General features: G+C 42.8%; 21 protein-coding genes. 3 read left to right on the forward strand and 18 right to left on the reverse strand.

All coding sequences use genetic code 11. From position 1 onward, the window contains the following. Positions 1–190: 190 nt before the first annotated feature. Positions 191–364, forward strand: coding sequence for a hypothetical protein (locus HMPREF1139_RS04530; protein WP_009650063.1), 174 nt, complete (start codon positions 191–193; stop codon positions 362–364). A 227-nt stretch (positions 365–591) separates the two neighbouring features. Here the strand turns inward: HMPREF1139_RS04530 and HMPREF1139_RS04535 are convergent, their stop codons facing one another. The 13 genes from HMPREF1139_RS04535 to HMPREF1139_RS04595 all read right to left on the reverse strand — a co-directional run bounded on the left by HMPREF1139_RS04535 (position 592) and on the right by HMPREF1139_RS04595 (position 13,936). Then, the gene (locus tag HMPREF1139_RS04535) at positions 592–1,443 is read right to left on the reverse strand and encodes a universal stress protein (protein WP_009650016.1); all 852 of its coding nucleotides are present in this window, start codon (positions 1,441–1,443) and stop codon (positions 592–594) included. Positions 1,444–1,460: 17 nt separating this feature from the next. After that, positions 1,461–3,668 carry a polyribonucleotide nucleotidyltransferase gene (locus HMPREF1139_RS04540; protein ID WP_009650352.1) on the reverse strand — a complete coding sequence of 736 codons (2,208 nt, stop codon included), beginning with the start codon at positions 3,666–3,668 and terminating at the stop codon, positions 1,461–1,463. After that, a complete protein-coding gene (locus HMPREF1139_RS04545; RefSeq protein WP_009650278.1) occupies positions 3,658–4,365 on the reverse strand; it encodes a phosphoribosyltransferase family protein in 708 nt (235 codons plus the stop codon). Before HMPREF1139_RS04545 ends, HMPREF1139_RS04540 begins: the two co-directional genes overlap by 11 nt. Next, positions 4,365–6,551: an LPS-assembly protein LptD gene (locus HMPREF1139_RS04550; protein ID WP_009649971.1), complete on the reverse strand. Its 2,187-nt coding sequence runs from the start codon at positions 6,549–6,551 to the stop codon at positions 4,365–4,367. The genes HMPREF1139_RS04545 and HMPREF1139_RS04550 overlap by 1 nt, the downstream gene beginning before the upstream one ends. Continuing rightward, positions 6,541–6,993 carry an RDD family protein gene (locus HMPREF1139_RS04555; protein ID WP_009650111.1) on the reverse strand — a complete coding sequence of 151 codons (453 nt, stop codon included), beginning with the start codon at positions 6,991–6,993 and terminating at the stop codon, positions 6,541–6,543. The genes HMPREF1139_RS04550 and HMPREF1139_RS04555 overlap by 11 nt, the downstream gene beginning before the upstream one ends. Continuing rightward, positions 6,990–8,243, reverse strand: a complete 1,254-nt coding sequence (gene purD, locus HMPREF1139_RS04560) for a phosphoribosylamine--glycine ligase (RefSeq protein WP_009650240.1) — start codon at positions 8,241–8,243, stop codon at positions 6,990–6,992. Before purD ends, HMPREF1139_RS04555 begins: the two co-directional genes overlap by 4 nt. Before the next feature lie 232 nt (positions 8,244–8,475). Then, positions 8,476–9,120 carry a uroporphyrinogen-III synthase gene (locus HMPREF1139_RS04565; protein WP_009649932.1) on the reverse strand — a complete coding sequence of 215 codons (645 nt, stop codon included), beginning with the start codon at positions 9,118–9,120 and terminating at the stop codon, positions 8,476–8,478. After that, positions 9,113–10,291, reverse strand: coding sequence for a multidrug effflux MFS transporter (locus tag HMPREF1139_RS04570; RefSeq protein WP_034966099.1), 1,179 nt, complete (start codon positions 10,289–10,291; stop codon positions 9,113–9,115). Before HMPREF1139_RS04570 ends, HMPREF1139_RS04565 begins: the two co-directional genes overlap by 8 nt. A gap of 24 nt (positions 10,292–10,315) precedes the next feature. Next, positions 10,316–10,831 carry a DNA-deoxyinosine glycosylase gene (locus HMPREF1139_RS04575; RefSeq protein ID WP_009650283.1) on the reverse strand — a complete coding sequence of 172 codons (516 nt, stop codon included), beginning with the start codon at positions 10,829–10,831 and terminating at the stop codon, positions 10,316–10,318. Next, on the reverse strand, positions 10,828–11,922 hold the full coding sequence (locus HMPREF1139_RS04580) for an AAA family ATPase (protein WP_009649940.1): 1,095 nt from the start codon (positions 11,920–11,922) through the stop codon (positions 10,828–10,830). Before HMPREF1139_RS04580 ends, HMPREF1139_RS04575 begins: the two co-directional genes overlap by 4 nt. Positions 11,923–12,340: 418 nt before the next feature. Beyond that, the gene (locus tag HMPREF1139_RS04585) at positions 12,341–13,216 is read right to left on the reverse strand and encodes a tyrosine-type recombinase/integrase (protein ID WP_009650239.1); all 876 of its coding nucleotides are present in this window, start codon (positions 13,214–13,216) and stop codon (positions 12,341–12,343) included. A 10-nt stretch (positions 13,217–13,226) separates the two neighbouring features. After that, positions 13,227–13,631, reverse strand: coding sequence for a hypothetical protein (locus HMPREF1139_RS04590; RefSeq protein ID WP_009650155.1), 405 nt, complete (start codon positions 13,629–13,631; stop codon positions 13,227–13,229). Continuing rightward, positions 13,628–13,936, reverse strand: coding sequence for a hypothetical protein (locus HMPREF1139_RS04595; RefSeq protein ID WP_009650168.1), 309 nt, complete (start codon positions 13,934–13,936; stop codon positions 13,628–13,630). Before HMPREF1139_RS04595 ends, HMPREF1139_RS04590 begins: the two co-directional genes overlap by 4 nt. A gap of 249 nt (positions 13,937–14,185) precedes the next feature. On the opposite strand from HMPREF1139_RS04595, the gene HMPREF1139_RS11305 reads away from it, so the two are divergent. Continuing rightward, positions 14,186–14,572 (forward strand): hypothetical protein, encoded by a 387-nt coding sequence (locus HMPREF1139_RS11305; protein WP_009649952.1) that lies wholly within the window; start codon positions 14,186–14,188, stop codon positions 14,570–14,572. A gap of 35 nt (positions 14,573–14,607) precedes the next feature. Here HMPREF1139_RS11305 and HMPREF1139_RS04605 read toward each other — a convergent pair whose 3' ends face one another. The 4 genes from HMPREF1139_RS04605 to HMPREF1139_RS11095 are packed head-to-tail and all read right to left on the reverse strand — an operon-like array spanning position 14,608 to position 18,228. Continuing rightward, positions 14,608–15,579, reverse strand: coding sequence for a phage late control D family protein (locus HMPREF1139_RS04605; RefSeq protein ID WP_009649959.1), 972 nt, complete (start codon positions 15,577–15,579; stop codon positions 14,608–14,610). Further along, positions 15,573–15,761, reverse strand: coding sequence for a tail protein X (locus tag HMPREF1139_RS04610; protein ID WP_009649425.1), 189 nt, complete (start codon positions 15,759–15,761; stop codon positions 15,573–15,575). Before HMPREF1139_RS04610 ends, HMPREF1139_RS04605 begins: the two co-directional genes overlap by 7 nt. Further along, positions 15,751–16,125 (reverse strand): phage tail protein, encoded by a 375-nt coding sequence (locus HMPREF1139_RS04615; RefSeq protein WP_009650315.1) that lies wholly within the window; start codon positions 16,123–16,125, stop codon positions 15,751–15,753. The genes HMPREF1139_RS04610 and HMPREF1139_RS04615 overlap by 11 nt, the downstream gene beginning before the upstream one ends. A gap of 3 nt (positions 16,126–16,128) precedes the next feature. Beyond that, on the reverse strand, positions 16,129–18,228 hold the full coding sequence (locus HMPREF1139_RS11095) for a phage tail tape measure protein (RefSeq protein ID WP_009650236.1): 2,100 nt from the start codon (positions 18,226–18,228) through the stop codon (positions 16,129–16,131). 60 nt (positions 18,229–18,288) lie between these two features. Here HMPREF1139_RS11095 and HMPREF1139_RS04625 point away from each other — a divergent pair, with 60 nt between their 5' ends. Beyond that, complete coding sequence (locus tag HMPREF1139_RS04625; RefSeq protein ID WP_156795015.1) at positions 18,289–18,513, forward strand: hypothetical protein; 225 nt, start codon at positions 18,289–18,291, stop codon at positions 18,511–18,513. A 116-nt stretch (positions 18,514–18,629) separates the two neighbouring features. Here HMPREF1139_RS04625 and HMPREF1139_RS04630 read toward each other — a convergent pair whose 3' ends face one another. Beyond that, the gene (locus tag HMPREF1139_RS04630) at positions 18,630–18,893 is read right to left on the reverse strand and encodes a phage tail assembly protein (RefSeq protein WP_009649957.1); all 264 of its coding nucleotides are present in this window, start codon (positions 18,891–18,893) and stop codon (positions 18,630–18,632) included. Positions 18,894–18,903: the final 10 nt, after the last annotated feature.

The raw sequence follows: 18,903 nt of genomic DNA on the forward strand, positions 1-18,903 counted from the left end.
TAAGAATTTATGCACTCACTTTTAAAGACTAGTGGCGGATACTATAAGATAAGGCTAAGGGTGGCTAAAGAGCTACTGCCGTTTATCGATAGGCTAGAGGTACTTTACGGTTCATTAATGATTTGAATAAATGTCTTACTAACCAACAAATATGCTAAAATACGCAAGAACACTACAAGGAGCTAAGGCTATGCAGAATATCATCAGCAAAATAATAGCATTTAGTAAGCAGCTGGTTACAGATACTAAAGAGCGAGCGAATACAAATAGACGCTTTAGAGGATATAAAAAGGCAGACTTTGAGGCATTTAAAAGAGGCGAGCTAGAGGCTGAACCTCTTGGCAAAGACTGGGAGTATATTTAAGGCGTGGTTGTAAAGCAGTCAAGGCACTTCAAGGCGGAGCAAAGAGGGTGGCTAACCATTAAATTTTGTTGGTGATGGCGTTATTTTATAAAAACAGTCTATGAAGCATTTAAAAGTGTTCATTTTTTGATTTACTTATATGCTTACTTTTAAAAGCTAATAGCCAATCAAAATAAGAACAAAGAAGCTTAAAGTAGATATTTGGCAGGATCACCCTGCCATAAATTTTACATAAATACCGGGATCGTAGTATGCTCTAAGAAAAATCTCGACGTTCCGCCAAGCACCATCTCCATGAGTCCGTTTTCACCGTGCCTACCTGCTACTATGAGATCTGAATTCGTATCTTTTGCAACTCTTAAAAGCGCCTCTCCTGGGATAGCCGTCGTATCTATGACCTCAAAAGTCGCGCTTATACCGTGAAGCTTGAAATATTCCTCAAGCTTTTTGAGGTTTATCTCGGCATTATCGCCCAAGCTAGCCTTAGATGTTATGCAGTGCACCTTCTTGGCGCGCTTTAGTAGATCAAGCGAGCTCGTAAGCGCTCTTGAGCTCTGCGGTGTCGCAGTCCAGCTGACCAAGATATTATTTGCGCTAAATTCGTGTAAATTCCTAGGTATAGCGATCACGTTTTTACCGCTTTTGATGACCGCAGACTCGAATGTCCCGGTTATCTTGCCGTCTATCGGCACGGCAGCTACGACCATATCGCAAAATTTAGACTCTTGCTCGACGATGGCGCTACGTTTTCCTTGATACACGACGAATTTTGCGGTGCACTCTCCATCTATCACTTCATCGCTTATTTTTATGTTAAGTTCACTACAAATTTTATTAAATTTTTTCTCATTGAGCTCGTGTTCGACGGCGAGCTCTGCCTTGGCGGACTTTAAAAATTCCTCAAAAAGCACACCTCCGCGAAGCGTCATTTTCATGTTATAAACGACACTTGGATCAAGCTGGCAAGTCAAGACTTCAATATGGGTATTAAACCATTTCGCGACCTTCAATGCACCGTATATGCGCGGCTCTATGTCATCTCCGGCACCGATTGGAAACAATATCTTCTTATATTTCATGCCCGTCCTTTTAAAATTTATTCGACCAAAGAGAGTGAAATTTTGTTACCTTTTTGTTCACTCACACATACTTTCAGTCTATCACCTACGTTTAGTGGCGTTTTGATCTTTGAGATATGAAGTAGTCCGTCTACGCCGTCTTTTAGCTCTATGAACGCTCCAAAATCCACGACGCTTTTTACTACTCCGTCAAACTCGTCTCCTATGTTGAATGTCGGCTTTTGTCTATCTTTATCGCGTCTGTCGTGTCCATGCGGCTTTTTACCAAAGCCTCTGGAATTTTCTTTTGACGTGATAGAGATTATGTAGTCTTTCGCCGCATCGACATTTTTCTTTGCGCCGCCTGCGATCTTGACCTCGCCCTTTTCTCTATCAAGGTCTATCGAGACCTCGAATTTCTCGATGATCTCTTTTATTGTTTTGCCAGCTTGGCCGATGATATCGACTATCTTACTAGGATCGACGCTAAAGAGCTCTAGTTTCGGCAACACATCCTCATTTACTTCTATTTTACTATCGGCTTGATGCATTAAATTTAATATATGCTCGCGGCCGCGCTTTGCTTGATAAAGCGCTTCTTTGAGCACCTCAAGGCTGATACCGCCAAGCTTTATATCCATCTGAAGTGCAGTTATGCCCTCACTTGAGCCCGCTACCTTAAAGTCCATATCTCCGTCATGATCCTCAAGTCCCATTATATCGGTCAAAACAGCGTGCTTATCACCTTCAAAAACAAGCCCCATAGCAACACCGGCGACTAGCTTTTGAGTATCCACACCGGCTGCGCGAAGTGCGAGAGCACCGCCACAAACACTAGCCATCGAGCTAGAGCCGTTACTTTCTAAAATTTCAGAAACAAGGCGTATGGTGTATGGAGAATTTATGTCTATGCTAGGAGCAAGCGCACGTTTTGCGAGATTTCCATGTCCTAGCTCGCGCCTGCCGGGTGCTTTTAGCGGGCTTGCTTCACCGACGCTAAATCCAGGGAAGTTATAATTAAACATAAATTTCTCTATGAGGGCCGTTTTTTCGGTCAATATATCATACATCTGCGCATCGCCGTCAGTGCCAAGAGTAGCTACTACCAGAGCTTGCGTCTGACCGCGCGTAAATAAGCATGAGCCGTGCGCATTTGGAAGCACATTTGTCTCTATGCTGATAGGTCTGACCTCATCAAGCGCGCGTCCGTCGGCTCTGACGCCTTCATTTATGATCTGCTCTCTTACGATCTTCTTTTTATATTTGCCAAGAACGTTGCTTATCACGCCCTCTTCCCAGCCCTCTTTTTGTGCGACTTCATCGCTTGCTATTTGCTTTGCGATCTTGCCAAGCTCGCTTGCGCGCTCGCTCTTTGCCATTTGGTTTATAGCGTTTTTCACATCGTTTTTATAAAATTTGTCAATGTAAATAGCGATATTTTCGTTTTCTATCTCGGGCTTTAGCTCCAAAATCGCGTCTTCTTTTTTATGCTCTTTAAAGGCCTCCTCGTAGGCATTGCTGGCGCGTAGTATCGCTTTGCCTGCAAAGTCTATCGCCTCTACTATCCTATCCTCGCTAAATTCGTTCATATCTTGCTTTTGAGTTATGCTGTCGTTTAAGCTAGGATCCATCATCGGATCGATCGCGATTATAGGTATGATCTGTGAGCTTTGTTGAGCTATGCTCCTCATCTCTATCATCAAAAGCTCGTCTTTGGTGCCGGCTACGTAAAGATCGAGCGCGCTTGATTTTAGCTCGCTGTTGCTAGGATTTATCACGAATTTATCGTCTATGTAGCCTACTCGCACGCCGCAGACCGGGCGATTTACCGGGATATCGCTAAGATAAAGCGCTACGCTTGCGGCATTCAAGCCTACCACTTGCAAATCAACTTCAGGATCGGCCGATAGCACCATGACTACGATCTGAGTCGGATAGGCGTAGCCTTTTGGAAAAAGTGGACGAAGAGAGCGATCGATGATGCGCGCCGTCAAGGTCTCAAAGTCGCCAGGCTTAGTCTCGCGTTTGACGTAGCCACCCGGGATCCTGCCTGCGGCATACGCTTTTTCGATGTATTGCACCGTAAGAGGCAAAAAGTCCTCCTCGACCTGCACGTCATCGCGTGCGACAGTCGCTAAAACCACGGTGTTTTTCACACGAAGCATCACCGCTCCGGCCGCTTGTTTGGCGACTTTGTTTAGATCAAAAATTTCGACCTGATTGTTGACTTCTATACTATATTGCATTATTTTTTTCTCCTTGTTGTTTTTGCAGTGGTAAGTAATAAGGGCTCTCTTCCAAAATAGACATTATCCGCTCGCCCGTAGCCTCTATCTTTTTATCATAATACGAATCCACATCGATGAAATTCACGATTTTATTGACGGTGTAAATTTCATCTACCATATCGCTAAGGCTGGCTGCGACATCAGTCGCTATCACAGGCGTGGCGTAAGCGATAGATTTTACCTTTACGTCCATCAGTGTCTTTATGCAAACCAGAGCGGTCAGTCCCGTCTCGCAGCCCTCGTCGATGAGCAAGATATTTTTATCTTTTAGCTCGCCTATTAAATTTCCTTTTCTATATTTATAAACGTTTTTTAAAATTTTCTCCTCATACTTTCTATGTGCCTCGCCGTAGACGAAGTCGTAGCTGATATTAAAGGCGCGTATGAGCTCGTCGTTTAGCACGATATCCTCGGTCTCGCTAACGATCGCGATGTCGCATTCCGGGTTATTTGGCGCGGCTATCGGCTCGCTAAAAAGCATCTCGTAGCTTAGCGCGAGGCTCCTACAAACCGCATCGGTTAAGATGACCGAGTCAAGCGACATGCAAACGACGATGGTTTTAGCATCTACTAGCTCCTTTTTAGGCAAAATTTCGACTAGTTTCGCCGCGGCTTCTAGCTGATCTTTGAAATTTACGACATTGTTTTCAGCCATCAGTTGCTTCCGCTGTTTTGATCTTTTTCGACCGAAAAGTCATAATGCACTCCGCCCATCGGATAGAAATTCACCGTGAAATAAACGCCGTTTTTCCTAGTCATCGCAGAGCCGCTCGTAGTAGTCGTCGGCTCTATGTCTTTTTGAAAGATCAGCCCGTAGTTCCAGCATTTTCTTTGATGCAGTACTCCCACGCGCCAGCTCTTGGTATAGTCTCGCTCGAGATCGTATTGAAGTCCGGTGACGAGCCTATACTGCGCAGGTAGCTTGAGACTGGCCGATGTCGTGAGATAGCTGTCTTTATCTGCGTTTGAATTCTTTTTCATAGTATGCAAGATGCTCGCCGTAAAGCGCTCGTGCGTATAGGTGAGGCCGCTTTGAAGCTTTTTAAATTCCTTATCCGTGTGTGAGTATTCGAGCCTATTGTAAATGCTTAGATTGCTAAACGGATAAAAATAGATCGCATTTTTTAAATTCGAGTATTTATCATCGTCGGTGTAATATCCCTGCGAAATGCTGTGACGCAAAAATTTCCTGCCCTCGGAGGTGTAAAAATATTGCGTCGCGTATGCCGAGACCTCCTCTTTGTTTTTCTCTTGAGTGAGGAAATTTTCATACTTTCCTGGCACATAATCTTTACCGTTATCTTTAGTGTAATCATAATCATCACCATATATAAATTGATCGTCCAAGCGGCCTTTGTTGTATCCTGGTATAAGATACTCGGTACCAAAATTTATAGTATGGAAAAAGCCCTCATAGGCCTTTGCAAGGTCAGTGTGAAGCGTAAATTTATGATAATTATTCACGTAATCTGCCGTCTTATCTTCGTCATGATCGATCGGACTTGTTATCTTGTCCGCATAATTTATATGAGATGCGTATAAATTTTCATAAAACGAAAACGTCGCGAGATCGTCAAACAGCGGGATATGCAAAGATATCGGCAGCGTGAATTCATACTGAGTCGCCGTCACGCCTATCCTACGGTCATATCTGTGAGACTGAAGATCAAGCGAATACAAAATATTTGGCAAAACGATATTATCGGTAAATTTATGATACTGAAGCGTCGGAAGCTCTTGTAATGTGTCTTTATTTTCGTTCGGGCTACCTATCTTTTCGGTATCGATGTAGTATTTTGCGTATGCGCCCAAATAATGCTTATCGTTTGCGATGAAGTAGTTAAATTTAGAGGTCACCAGCGAGTCATAATCGTCGCCTTGACCCTTTAAATTTAGATACTCTATATCATTTAGCTTTGTCGCATCTATCCAAAGCCCCTCTTGCAGGTCAGCCTCTGTAAGATACTTCACTAGCTTATCGCGCTCGTAGTTAAACCCGATGCCTTTGTGAGTTCTATTTTTTAAATTTGCGTTATTTGAGTTTTGGCTTTGCTGTTTGTTGCGGTAGCTTTGCTTGTCCGTAAAGGCTCCAAAGCTTATCGCGCCTCTAGAATCAGGCGAATCGGCAAATCTGAACGCTCCGTAAATTCCAGTGCCTCTAGAGGTGCGGATCTGCGGGTCAAGCTCCAAGTCCCATTGATTATAAGGAGCGAAATATATCGGCTGCTTGTAGTAAAATCCCTCTTTTTTGCTATATCCAAACTCCGGTGGCAAAAGCCCGGTCCTACGCGTAGTATCGGTCGAAAATCCAAAATACGGCAGATAAAACACCGGCACGGAGCCTATGTGAAAGACGGGGTTGAACATGTGTAAAAATTTACTTTGTTTGTTTAGTATCGCAGAGCTCGAGGTTATGCTCCAGTCGGGGTCTTGGACGTTGCAGCTTGAGACGATCGCGCCTTTTGTTCGGTAATACTCGCTATCAGAGCTACTCTCGTCGCTCCTCATCCAGACTTCCATGTCTTTGTTCATCATAAAAAGCGCTTCAAAGGCGCTATCGTTGTTTTTTAAATTTAGCTTGGCGTAGTTGGAGCGTGAAATTTCGCTTTTGCCTTTCATCATATTTACGTTACCGAAAAGCTCGATTATGGAGCTATTTTGATCGTATACCGCGCAGTCTGCCGTGACTAGATAGTTTTGCGAATAAACGACGACGTTTTTGTTCGCGGTCACGATGCCGTTTTCTTGTTTGACGTCATCGGCTAAAAGCTGCACATCCTCGGTAGCGGCAAATGCCTGTAAAAGGCAAAGCGAGATAAAAATGAAAATTCTAAAGAACATCTACGACGACCGTTCTTGCTATCTTATCATGCCATGTTTGGCGCGCCTCATTGCCAAAAGCCCACGCAAAGCCCAGATAAAAGCATACTTCGCCGACGACTCTCATCATGGCCCTAGATAGGCTCGCCATAAAGCTTGGCTTGTCTAAAATTTGAGCGTCGATGCAGACTATCTTGAAAGCCATTTTACCAAGGCTAGCTCCATAATACCACGTAAAAAATGTCTGATATAAAATTTTTAGCACTATAAGCTGCCAAATGAGGCTGGAAACCAGTGTCATGACCTGCTCGTAGGTGTTTGCCGTGTTAAATGCGTCCCAGTAGATCGCCATAAACAAGATGCTTATCAAAACCTCATCTACGCAATAAGCGTAAATCCTCTTTGAAAAGCTCGCCAGCGAAATGTTTTCGCGCTCTAGTTTCTCTACCACGTCCGTATTCATTTAAGCACCTGCCAAGCGATATCTTTGCGGTATTGCATGCCGTCAAATTTCACGTTTTCACAAAGCTCATACGCCTTGTCGCGAGCTTGTTTTATGCTCTTTGCGCATCCGACGCAAACGAGCACTCTCCCGCCATCAGCGTAGATCTCGCCCGCCTCCTCGCTCACTCCGGCGTAGGCTACGTGAGAATTTTGCGGGATATTTTGTATATTTATCCTTGCTTTAGGGGTGCTTTTATATGGATAATTTTTACTTGCCACCACGACCCCTACGGCAAATTCATCTTTTAGTCTAAAGTCTATCTTGTCTAAATTCCCGCTGGCGGCGTTTAGTAAAATTTCACTTAAATTTGCATCTATTAAAGGCATCAAGACCTCACACTCGGGATCTCCGAAACGAACATTAAACTCAAGCACCACAGGCTCGTCATTTACGATCATGAGCCCTACAAAAAGCACTCCGCAAAAGGGGTTGCCCTCGGCTTTCATGCCTCTTAGCGTCGGTGCTACGATCTCGTTTTCTACGCGTTTTATGAGATGAGGAGTCGCTAGCGGACTTGGTGCGTAAGCCCCCATGCCGCCGGTATTTGGCCCTTCGTCGTTATCTAAAAGTCGCTTGTGATCTTGCGCCACAGGAAGGCTAAGAAAATTTTCCCCATCGCAGATAGCAAAAAAGCTGAGCTCAAATCCGTCCAAAAATTCCTCGACCACTACGCGTTTGCCGGCCTCGCCAAAGCTATCTCCACTTAGCATATCGCTAACGGCGGTCTTTGCTTCGTCATGAGTTCTTGCGATTATGACGCCCTTACCGGCGCATAGCCCGTCGGCCTTTACGACCACCGGCACGCTTAAAAAGTCTATAAATTTAAACGCTTCGTTTTTATCGTCCGTGTTTAGATATTTTGCCGTTTTTATGCCGTTTCTTGCTAAAAAATCCTTCATGAAAGCCTTACTCGCTTCAAGTCTCGCGGCGGCCTTACTCGGCCCAAATATCAAAAGCCCGTGCGCCTTAAAGACATCTACGATCCCCTCGCTTAGCGGGGCTTCCGGACCTACGATAGTCAAATTTATATCGTTTCGTTTGGCGAAATCCGCCAGCTCGTTGTGATTTTTTATCTTTAAATTTTCGCCAAGTTCAGAGGTGGCGCCGTTGCCTGGCGCAAAGTAGAGTTTGGGAGGATTTTTTTCGCTTTTTAGCTTCAGGGCGATGGCATACTCACGGCCGCCATTTCCTACGATGAGGATGTTCATATTGTCTCCGTAAATTTAAAAACCCAAGTGAGCGTCGCATAAAAGAGTGGCCCGTAAACAAAGCCAATCTTGCAAATAGACAAGCGCCTCAAGGTTGCAATCTCTCGCACTTTCGCACTCAAACGAAATCACATCGCATAGCACCTGTACGTCTTCGCTAACATAAAAGTGTTGGACCCCGTAAAATGCTGATTCGCTTCACTCAGGCTTTAAAATTATATAGATTTTTTGCTTAAAGTAACGTTTTGGCAAGCTCTACACAGGCATTTATTTCTTGCCTCGCACTCACGAGGGGATCTGTAAATTTCGCTAGCTCTTTTGCCGTCGTTTCACCGATGGCTACGGCTTTGTAGCTATCAAGCCAGCCAAAATTGAGGATGAAATTTTTAACGTTTGACGGAGAGGAAAAGATCAAAACACTATTTTCAGGCGGCATTTTTTCTTTGTCAAGCCTGGCGCAAACGCTCTCATAGGCCACGATCTGGCTTACTAAAATGCCGTTTTGCTTTAAAATTTCGCCTAAATTTGAAACGATGCTTTTGGCTCTTAGATAAAGCGTCTTTTTGCCTTTTAAAAGAGGCGAAATTTCAGCGGCGAATTTGCCTCCGTGAGAATTTTTAGCAGTATAAATTTTACTAAAGCCACATCTCTTGGCGGCCTTGGCGCACGGCTCGCCGATAGCGTAAATTTGCATATCCGACTTTATTTTTATATTATTAAATTCTAAGGCTTTGAAGGAGTTTTTAGAGGTCGCCACGAGCGCGTCAAATTCATCTAAATTTAGACTAAATTTTAAAAATTTTATCTCGCTTATAGGCAGGTTTATCACGCTCTCATCGTTTAAGGGAGTGTTTGAGACGAGATAAATTTCAGCCATTTTGCAGGTGTCCGCCCCTCATCACCTTAAAAAACGCCGTCAATGCAAGCAACGTGCAAACAAGCATCGTAAGAGAGCTGGAGTAGAAAATATCGCCAAGCCCCACTAGCGGAGAGACGATACCGCCTAGGAAAAACGGACAAAATCCAAGCACCGCAGAGGCCGAGCCGGCGTATCTTCTGGCGCTATTCATGGCTAGCGACGATGCGGTAGGCAGGATGAAGCCGATAAACAAAAGCATGATGAAAAACGCTACTATAACGGCATAAACGTGAAATTTAGCCGTCAAAATAAGCCCCACCACGATACTTGAGGCAAATATGCCATAAACGCCGATCCTTAGGGCCATTTTGTCCTTTAAAAAACTAGCCATGCGCGAGCCGATGACAAGGGCCAGGCCGTTTGAGGCGAAGCACACGCTATAACTCATCGAGCTAAGACCATAAAAATCTTGAAAAATGAACGACGAGCACGCTATATAGGCAAACATCGTACCAAGCGCGCAAGTTTGTATAGCGACAAAAAGCATGAACGTTTTGTTTATCAAAATTTGCTTATAAACGCCGTAGGTCTCGAGCAAAGGCGCTTTTATACGGCGAGGCTCGTCCAGGCTCTCTTTGAAGTTGAAATTCGCGACAAACAGCAAAACGCCGATGATACTTAGGACCACGAATATCCCTCGCCAATCGGTAAATTCCAGCAAAAAGCTGCCTCCGATAGGCGAAATGATCGGCGCGATGCCGTTTATCACCATCATCAGTCCAAAAAATTTCGTCATCTCATGAACGCTGTATAGATCGCTCACCACCGCACGCGAGATGACGAGGCTTCCGGCGCTTGCAAGCCCCTGGATAACGCGCATAAAGATGAAAATTTCGATGCTTTGCGCAAAAAATATGCAAATGGTACTGATCGTGTAGATTATAAGCGAGATGGTAAGCGGCCTTTTACGGCCGAATTTATCGCTGATAGGGCCTATTATGAGCTGTCCTATGGCAAGCCCGGCCATCGATGTGCTAAGCGTGAGTTGAGTAGCCGATACGCTCGTATCAAACCATGTCGTGATCGCTGGCAAGGCCGGTAGATAAAGGTCGGTCACAAAGGGGCCAAAAGCCGAGAGAGCGGCTAAAAATAGAAGTAAAAATAATCGTGAATTATGTTTTTTCCGCATGCTTTTTCTTATTTTTTGGCGTGATTATACCATAAAGTTTTTTATGTCCTGCCACCGACTCACTAGCCCTTGTAGGCTGAATTTAGCGTTTGCAGGGCTGGTGGATGGCAGCTGGATGATCTTGTTTTTAGTGGCTTTTTCTATGTCCGCTTCTAAAAATTTTTTTGAAATTTCATAGGCCTTAGCACCGTTTGCAAAGACCTGCGAGATGTCTGCGACCGCAAAGATCGCACTTAAATTTACAGGCGTCACCTCTCTCATTGCTGCATCGCTAGAGCCCTTTATCTCGCACGAAAGTGCAGCGTCATAGATGGCTATCTGGTGGCTTAAAAGAAAATTTATCTTTTCATCTTTGCTGCTTGGCAAAGGCGAGTCGAAAATTTGCGCCAGCACCCGCCAGAAGCGATTTTGCGGATTTGCATAATAAAATCCTAGCTTTCGCGAAACGACCGAAGGAAATGAGCCCAGGATCAAAATTTTAGAATTTTCATCAAATACTGGCCTAAAAGCAAGCGTTTCATTTTGTGCTTCCAGCATCATTTGTCTCTAAAAATCTTTTCCAGCCAAAAGCCAAACGTCGTCTCCGGCACGAAATATGCTCCATCTTCTTTATCTATGATCTCTCTTGTAAAAAGCTGTTTGAGTGCCGCTTGCACGGAGGTTTTGCTGATGTTGTGGCTAGATAAAACACTGGCTTTAAAATACTCTTTTTGCTGCGAAACGATCATCTCCAGCACCTTTTTTTGATTGCTCGTAAATGTGTCAAAAAGCAGCCTATATGCGCCGTCTTTGCTTTGCAAGAGCGTGTTTAGGGCTGATTTGACGCTGTTTGTATCAAGCGTTTTTTCATTTTCGTAGACGAAATACAAGATATTTTGAACGAGCTTTGTGTCGGACCTGCAAAGATCGAATAAATTTTTCATCTGAACTCGCGAAACGCTTAGAAATTCCTTTGCGTATTCGTAGGCTGCGTTTGGCTCTATGCCGCCTAGCTCGAGGTGGGTCGCCATCTCAAAAAGAGGCATCTTATGGCTAAAAAGCGAGGTTAGAACATGCCTTTTTGAGCCGAGGAATACAAACGAGATATTTTTGCTTTGCTGCATAAATTTACGTAGCCTGGCGTCGATCTTGAGCTCCTTAAACTCGGCGATCTGCTGAAATTCATCGATTATGAAAACGACCTTTTTATCCTTTGAAATTTCAGTCAGTATAGCAAACAAATCGTCCATCGCCTCGTCAAAATTCGCATTTTTTATCATAGGATTTGCGGACAACTCGTATGTATTTGGATCGAGCGTGATCTCAAAGCTTATGCGCTTTAGCTTTGAAAGTAGCGTATTAAACGTAGTTTTAAAGGTATGTTCCTGCGATTTGGCGGTATTTTTTAGAAGCTCTCTCACGAAGTCCTCGCCGCACGTGATATCAAAAATATCGCTGTAGATGCAGGTAAATTCACTCTTTTGTCGCCTCATAAACTCTTTTATTAGCGTGGTTTTGCCCATGCGCCTTTTTGAGTAGATCAGTAAATTTGCGGAATTTTTAGCAAATTTATATATCTGCGCGAGCTCTTTTTCGCGTCCGTAAAATGTCGAACCATCAGCCAAAGTCTCGAAAGGAAAGGGATTTTTCATAAATTTACCTTTGTCAAAATTTGGTATAAAAAAATTATACCATAAATTTTATACCGATATTCTCCTGGAACTACTAGCAGCATCTGCGGTGGGAGCTAGCGGCAAAGTCTTGTTAAAAGTGTATAGTATAAAGCGTCTCGAGCTATAAAAAAGTAAAGCGCAAAAATCGGCGATAGCGTTGCTCATAAGATTAAATTTCGCTCAAAACGCCGATAAATGAGTCAAAGCGACCGTCAACTGGCAGTCGCTTAGCAAATTTACATCTTATCCTTTGTTACTATCGGCGCGCATTTAAAATGAGAGCATCTTGCATTTAAAACGAGAGTGGAGATGAAATCGAACTCTGCCCCACTATCATTTTAAATGCAAAATTTAGCCCTTTAAAAATGTATAAAATCCATTAAAGAGACTTTAAGCGCTATTTAAATATATCTAGGCTTCTATCAATTTTCAAATGCTCGTCCTCAAGAAACCTAGCATATACGTCTAGCGTCATTTTTAAACTTGAATGTCCCAAAATTTGAGCTACACATTTCATAGAAAACTCACCTCGAATTGCTTTTTCTACCATGTGTGTCGCAAAAGTATGCCTTGTATGTCTAGCGCTACGATACTCTATACCGCAACTTTCTAAAAACCTTTTCCATCTACCATTGAGCGAAATATTGTCAGAGCCAAATAGGTGATCATGGTTGTGCGAAAATACCCAGTCACACTCTCTATCTTTCGCAAGTTTTTCTATGTATGGCACTAGGCAAGAAAATATCGGCACTACTCTACTGATGCCGGTTTTTGTTCTGTTTCTCACTATGCCATCTCGCAGGCTTTTTGAGATCGATATAGTCATGTTTTTCATATCTATATCGTTCCATTGAAGTGCTAGTATCTCACATGTTCTAGCACCAGTGAAAAATGCGAACGCAAGATAGCACTCAAACCAGCCGTTCGCTTTTGTAAGCATGGTTTTCACCTCGTCTTCTGAAAACGGCTCTATATTTGTGCGTGTGATCATTGGATGCTTTGCCTTGAGAAATGGATTTGTACAGATCAAATTTCGCTCAATACAAAACTCACATGCTTGCCTCCAATGCGCTATGATATACTTGATCGTTCTAGGAGCTAACCTTTTTTGCATTTGAGCGACCCACCTTTCAAGGTCGCTCTTTTTGATCTCCTCTATGTTTTTTGGTAGCTTCTCGGTATGTGAGAAGCTACCTCTTTTTCTCTTGTATTTTTCAAGGTCAACCTGTGATAGATCCTCGAGATAGAGATTTGCTATTTTTGAGAGGGTCATGTTTACCCCCTCATAATTCTTTTAGCGCCGATAGTGATTTGACACCCTTTAGCTTAAGCTCACCTGCATCGTTTTTGGCTACGATATAGTAGTCTTTGCTATCGTTTTTCCAAGAACCATCACTCAAGCGGCCCTCAAATTTATCACCCTCTTTGGCAACAAAAGTCCAAGAGGTAGAATATAGTTTGTGTTTGCTATCCCATTGCTTGCCGTTGCAATCAATGAATTCACGCTCGATCTTGCCGTCTTTAAAATTTAGCTTCGCCAAATATGCGTGCCCATGCTTTCTAGGATCAAACTCGCCGTATGTCTCGAGGACGAATTTCTTGCCATCTTTTCTGCTTTCTAACACCGCAGTTGCATCACAGATGAGCTGCTTTAGCTCATCATCTCTCAAAAGGTTTAGATCTTTCATATCTCTTCCTTTTCTTCGCCGCGGATCACATCATCTAGCTTACTTATATCCACGTCGATTTCAAGAAGTCTGGCGTATCCTTTCGTATCGCCCATCTTCTTATTTATCCAGTACTGGAAAGACCATTTATCAAAGTCACTTAGTCTTACTTTCTCTCTATCCTCTGCCGAAAGTTCGGTGTTGATGAATTTCTCGATCCTGTCAAGAGTTGTATTTGATACCGTATCTCTGTTTGAATACGCCCAGCTTCTTATGCCGGCTAGTATGATATTGGCCTCACCCTTGTTGTAGTAGTTCTTTTGCATCTTATATCCTTTATTATGATAAAATAAAGGCTCCCGAAAGGGAGCAACTTCGCGGCGAGATTTTCATCTTGGTGGGTGTCGTCTCGTCGCGCCCTTTATTTACTAATATAGTAAATTTATACTGCAATTATATACTAATTTAATAAAGATGTCAAGAGTTTTTTACTAATTTAATAAAATATTTCAATTATTTTTACTTTTTTAATAAATATGGTATAATCTCGAAAAATTTCAAAGGAGATATAACAGATGACTAAAAAAGAATTTGACGATACCCTAAAGAGGTTGTCGCTCAGTAGGCAAGAGTTTTGTAAGATCACCGGGCTTGCGTATAGCACGGTGTCTAACTGGAACGATGAAAAATTGCCACTGCCGTCTTGGGTGGATAGCTGGCTAGTAAATTATGAACGATCGAGTAGTTACGACGAAATAAAAAGGCGAATTCTAAAGATAGAGTGTCCTAAAAATTCAATAATCCTAAGTATAGCTGACACTAACGAGCACATAATAGTAGAAAAGAAAGAGCCAAAAGCTGGAGACAAGGTGGTCGTGATGAACGATGCACAAATGAGCGTAAAAGAATACCCGACAAAAGGCGAAATAATCGGCGTTGTCGTTCAAACTCTCAAAAAATAAATTTTAAAGGCTTTTAATAAGCCTTTAAACACCTTTTACCCTTCAAACTCCACCTCACATGTATAATCTTTGCTTGTCAGCCTATGCTCCACGCTTTTAATAGTAAATTCATTATTTTCTAGCCCAGTGATGCCTTTAAATTTCAGTTTTCCGCCTGCTACTATGTTTGCTCCTGGCAATGAGCATCTGCCATTTATTCCACCACGTTGCAGTTCGTTTAGCTTTGATTCACCTTGTTTAAAAGCTTCGCTATCTGTTTTTGGCTGCGGGATCTGCATTTTATAGACCTGCTCGCCACTTCCTACCTTGATACTCTTTGTCTTTCCCTCGCTCACATCTTGCCATTCAAGTATCACCGCCGTATAGCTGTTTCTGTTTGCCTCGGTGATTTCAAGAGAGAAAAGCTCGTTGAGACTGAGTTCAAATTTAGGCAGGTTTTCATTTCTCGGGGTATTTGAGGTCTGGCTCTCATCTCCTTTGGCGTCCATAGGAGTGATGACGATAGTGTTGTTTTTGACGAGTGCCTTATAGCCTGTCTCAAAGCAAAGTCCGTAAAGAAATTCAAGATCGCTCACATTGTTTTGCAATCTTGAAGCTATAGGTTGATCATCTCCGCTCGTTTTACTTGAGAGGTTATTCTGCTCGGCTATTTTACGAGCAATCGCAAATATAGTGGTATTCTCCCAGCTCCTGCGTTTCTTTTCTTTCACTGGGCTTGCGAAATTGACTGCCGTTGCTCTGACTTCGGTCGTATTTGCTTTGTGGTCACGGGTTGCAGTCTGCACGCTAAAAGATCCGCAAAGGTATAGATCCTCACCGTATCCAAGATAAAGTTCCAGTTTATCGCCAAATACTGGCTTTGCAAATATTCCGTTTACCTTTATGCTGATCTCATCGCTTTTGCTACCTTCTTTATCATCAAAGCCTATTTCGATGAGATTTGCTCTGATCGTCTGGGTGATGTCAGTGCCTTTAGCTATGAGCTTAAAATTTGGCTTTCTTACCATAGCTTTGCTTGTTCCTTGGATTTTACTTCCTTGAATTCAGGCAGTATCACATCATTGCCGGCTTTGAGTATCGGTTTTAGCTTTGGATTTACGGCCAGCACCTGCTCGAAAAATCTCAAATGTCCGTAATACTTGAATACTACAGTGTCCAGCCTCTCGTTGTCTTTTGCCTTATAAATCATAATCCCTCTTTAATTCCATCGTAAAAGTCTGAGTGAAAAATAGTCCATCTGCTGTGAATACGGCTTGTTTCTCGCTGATTTTTGTGATGACAAACCGTCCGAAATACTTGCCCGCCCCATTCGTGAGTGGATAACTACTGGCTAAATTTGCTAATTCGTAAAGTCTTTTTAGAGCAGTTTGTTTGTCTCCTCGGCATGGTAGAGTCTGTCCTTCGATATTGATAGTTTGATTGCCCAAATTTGCTCTAAATATAGCCTCATAATTTGCTATACGCTCATTCGAGCTGATACCAAACTCGGTTTCGATACTGATGCTGCCTACCTGCTTCCAACTAAATTTAAAGCCGCCCAAATTTAAGACCATTTTTTACTCTCTTATTTCGGTATTTGCTTGATTAAATTGATCTCGCTGTATCGCTCGTTTGACGCTTTGAGTGAGTGCTCTTTCAAACTCGCTTAGATCAAATCTGCCCTCGCTTGTGGCGATATTAAAGCCGCCATTTAAATTTATGGTTATGTTGCCGCTCGTGGTAGCTAATGCTTTTGCGGTTTGTTTTATCTGTGGCGCGTCTTTTTCACCAAACATCGAGCTAAAAAAGCTCTCATCGCTTTGTTTGCTCTCTTGTTTTGATTCTTCTTCATCTCCAAAGCCAAAAAATTCTTTTGTGCCTTTCCATGCACTGCCCAAAGCATCGCCTACCGTTCCTATCGTATCACTTATCCATGCAAATTTTTCACTAATCCAGTCAAAGAAGCCGCCAAATATATTCTTAAACCACTCTACGACCGGATCGAATATCTTGCCAAGCCAATCACTAAAAGAACTAAACCACGCTTTGACTTTGTCCCAGTTTTCAATGAGCCATGCAGCCGCCATACCAATGCCAACTACCAAAGCACCGATACCGGTCGATATGAGGGCAAGGCGTAGGATCTTCATCGCTCCAGCAGTCGTAAATATACTAGCCTTTAAAAAATTAAATGTTATGGCTAGTGCTCTATTTGCCGCTGCATACGTGTTTGAAATAACGGCTGATAGGCGTTTTACGATATTTAAATTTCTTAGAAAGACTGTCGCTTGCTTGATTTTTATGTTCATCATAGCAAGTGTTTTCATGCCAATCATCCAGCTTTCTTTTAAGTAGCTTGAAGCAAATTTGACAGCTAAGATCACTGGCTTTAAAAGCAAAAATCCAGCGCTTAAAAATCCTAAGACAGAAGTCAGTCCGGGTACTTTGCTGGTGATGTTCACTATGCCATTCACAAATGATGCCAAAGCAGCTGCGATCTTTGAGATGGCGGGCAAAAATACAGAGCCGATATTGATACCAAGCTCACTGACAGCGTTTTGTAAAAGCTGAAGCGAGTTTGCGGTCGTTTCACTTCTGTTTTTGAATTCTCTATCGAGCGAGCCGTTCTTGGCTTCATCCCTCGAAAGCTTGAGCGCTTTTCTATATTCATCGAGACTTGAAACGAGTAGAGCCATATCGTCACTGAATTCAGCCCCGAAAAGATCGGTCAAGATACTCATCTTTTCATTCTTGTTCACGCCTTCAAGTGAAGATAAAAATGTTTCTAGCGCCTTTTGCGGGTTGTTTTGTATCATAGTCTTGACGTAGTTTGCATCCATACCTATCTTGCCTAAAGCTTCTTGAAAGGCTTTGCCTTGTTTTGGGGCGGTTTGAAGCTTGTTTAAAAGCGCATTTATGGCCGTTCCTGCGACCTGAGGCGGCTTACCAAGAGCTATAAAGCTACTAGCTAATGCGCTTGCCTCATCCGCACTAAGCCCGAATACCTTTGCTGAACCACCGATTCGCTTCATTGCCTCAACTATGTCTCTTGCTTTTGCTGCCGAGTTATCACTTAGATGGTTTATCGTATCACCTAGTTTTTCGACATCTTTCATGCCTAAGCTGTATACGTTCATCATTGATGCTATGCTATCGCCTGCATCGGCTGAGCTCATATCAAAGGCAACACCCATTTTCGCTACGATCTTCGTAAAGTCCATAAGATCGTTTTTCGCAATACCGAGCTGTCCTCCTGACGCCGTGATAGTAGCTAACTCTTGAGCCGATAGCGGTATAGATCTGCTTAGCCCCAAAAGATCATTACTAAATTTATTAAATTCTGCCTTTGACGTAAAATCGACTACCTTTTTTACGTCGGCCATCGAGCTTTCATAATCCATCGCAAGCTTTATGGGCGCTACGATCGCTCCACCACGAAGCAAAAGCTCTGTAACGCTTAAAAGCTCACGTTTTAGGCTCTCTCTATCGGCTTTAAATTTAAGTATCTTTCTATCAGCCAGTCTTATTTTTGCTAGATCTCTTGAAAAGGTCTTTAAATTACCGTTAGAGTCTTTGATGCTCTTCTTTAAATTTTCAAAGGTTCCTTTTAATTTTATGATCTCGGCGATGCCTTTTATCGCCACTCCGATCGATATACCAAGAACTTCGTTTTGCATAGAATACCTTTTTGATAAAAAATTTGCTAAAATAAGCACATGAAAGCTATAAATACATATATGAAATATAGAGTAAAACTCTACGAATACATAATCTTTAGTATCGCGTTCGCGTTAGGCTTTTGCGCGTCTACGTTTAGCGAGCTAGATCTTATGTCTCGTATATTTGTAGCTTTAGTGCTTATGATCGCCACCTATCCGCTAACCTTTTTTGCCCTAAACATCGTTTTAGGATTTTTTGATAAGGTGATACGAGAGCGCTTACGCACTCGCACCAGCCTTTAAAATTTTCTCAGCTATCTCTAAGAATCTGCGATATTCGTTCACATAAAGCTCCATGATTTCCGTATAGGAGAAATGAAGCACGTGAGCTATAAGTGCCACCCCTTCATAAGAGGGGGCTAGGCTAAAAAACCGCCTACCTCTTTGAGGATCGCCGAACAATCCTTTGCCCCCATTTCATCAAGCTCATCAGGACTTAGGCAAGTAAGATTGCTTGCAAGTCTAAATATGATGTCTGCATCATTCATATTGCCGCCGCTCATCGCAAATCGTAGATCCTTTCCTTTTGGGTATCTGATCTTTATCTGCGTGCCATCGCTAAGCGTGACGACCTTATATTTTTCGTTGTTCTCTGAGATTTCGTTATTTACATCTTTACTCATCTTTTATCCT

The sequence above is a fragment of the Campylobacter sp. FOBRC14 genome, from assembly GCF_000287855.1.
Classification (GTDB): Bacteria; Campylobacterota; Campylobacteria; order Campylobacterales; family Campylobacteraceae; genus Campylobacter_A; species Campylobacter_A curvus.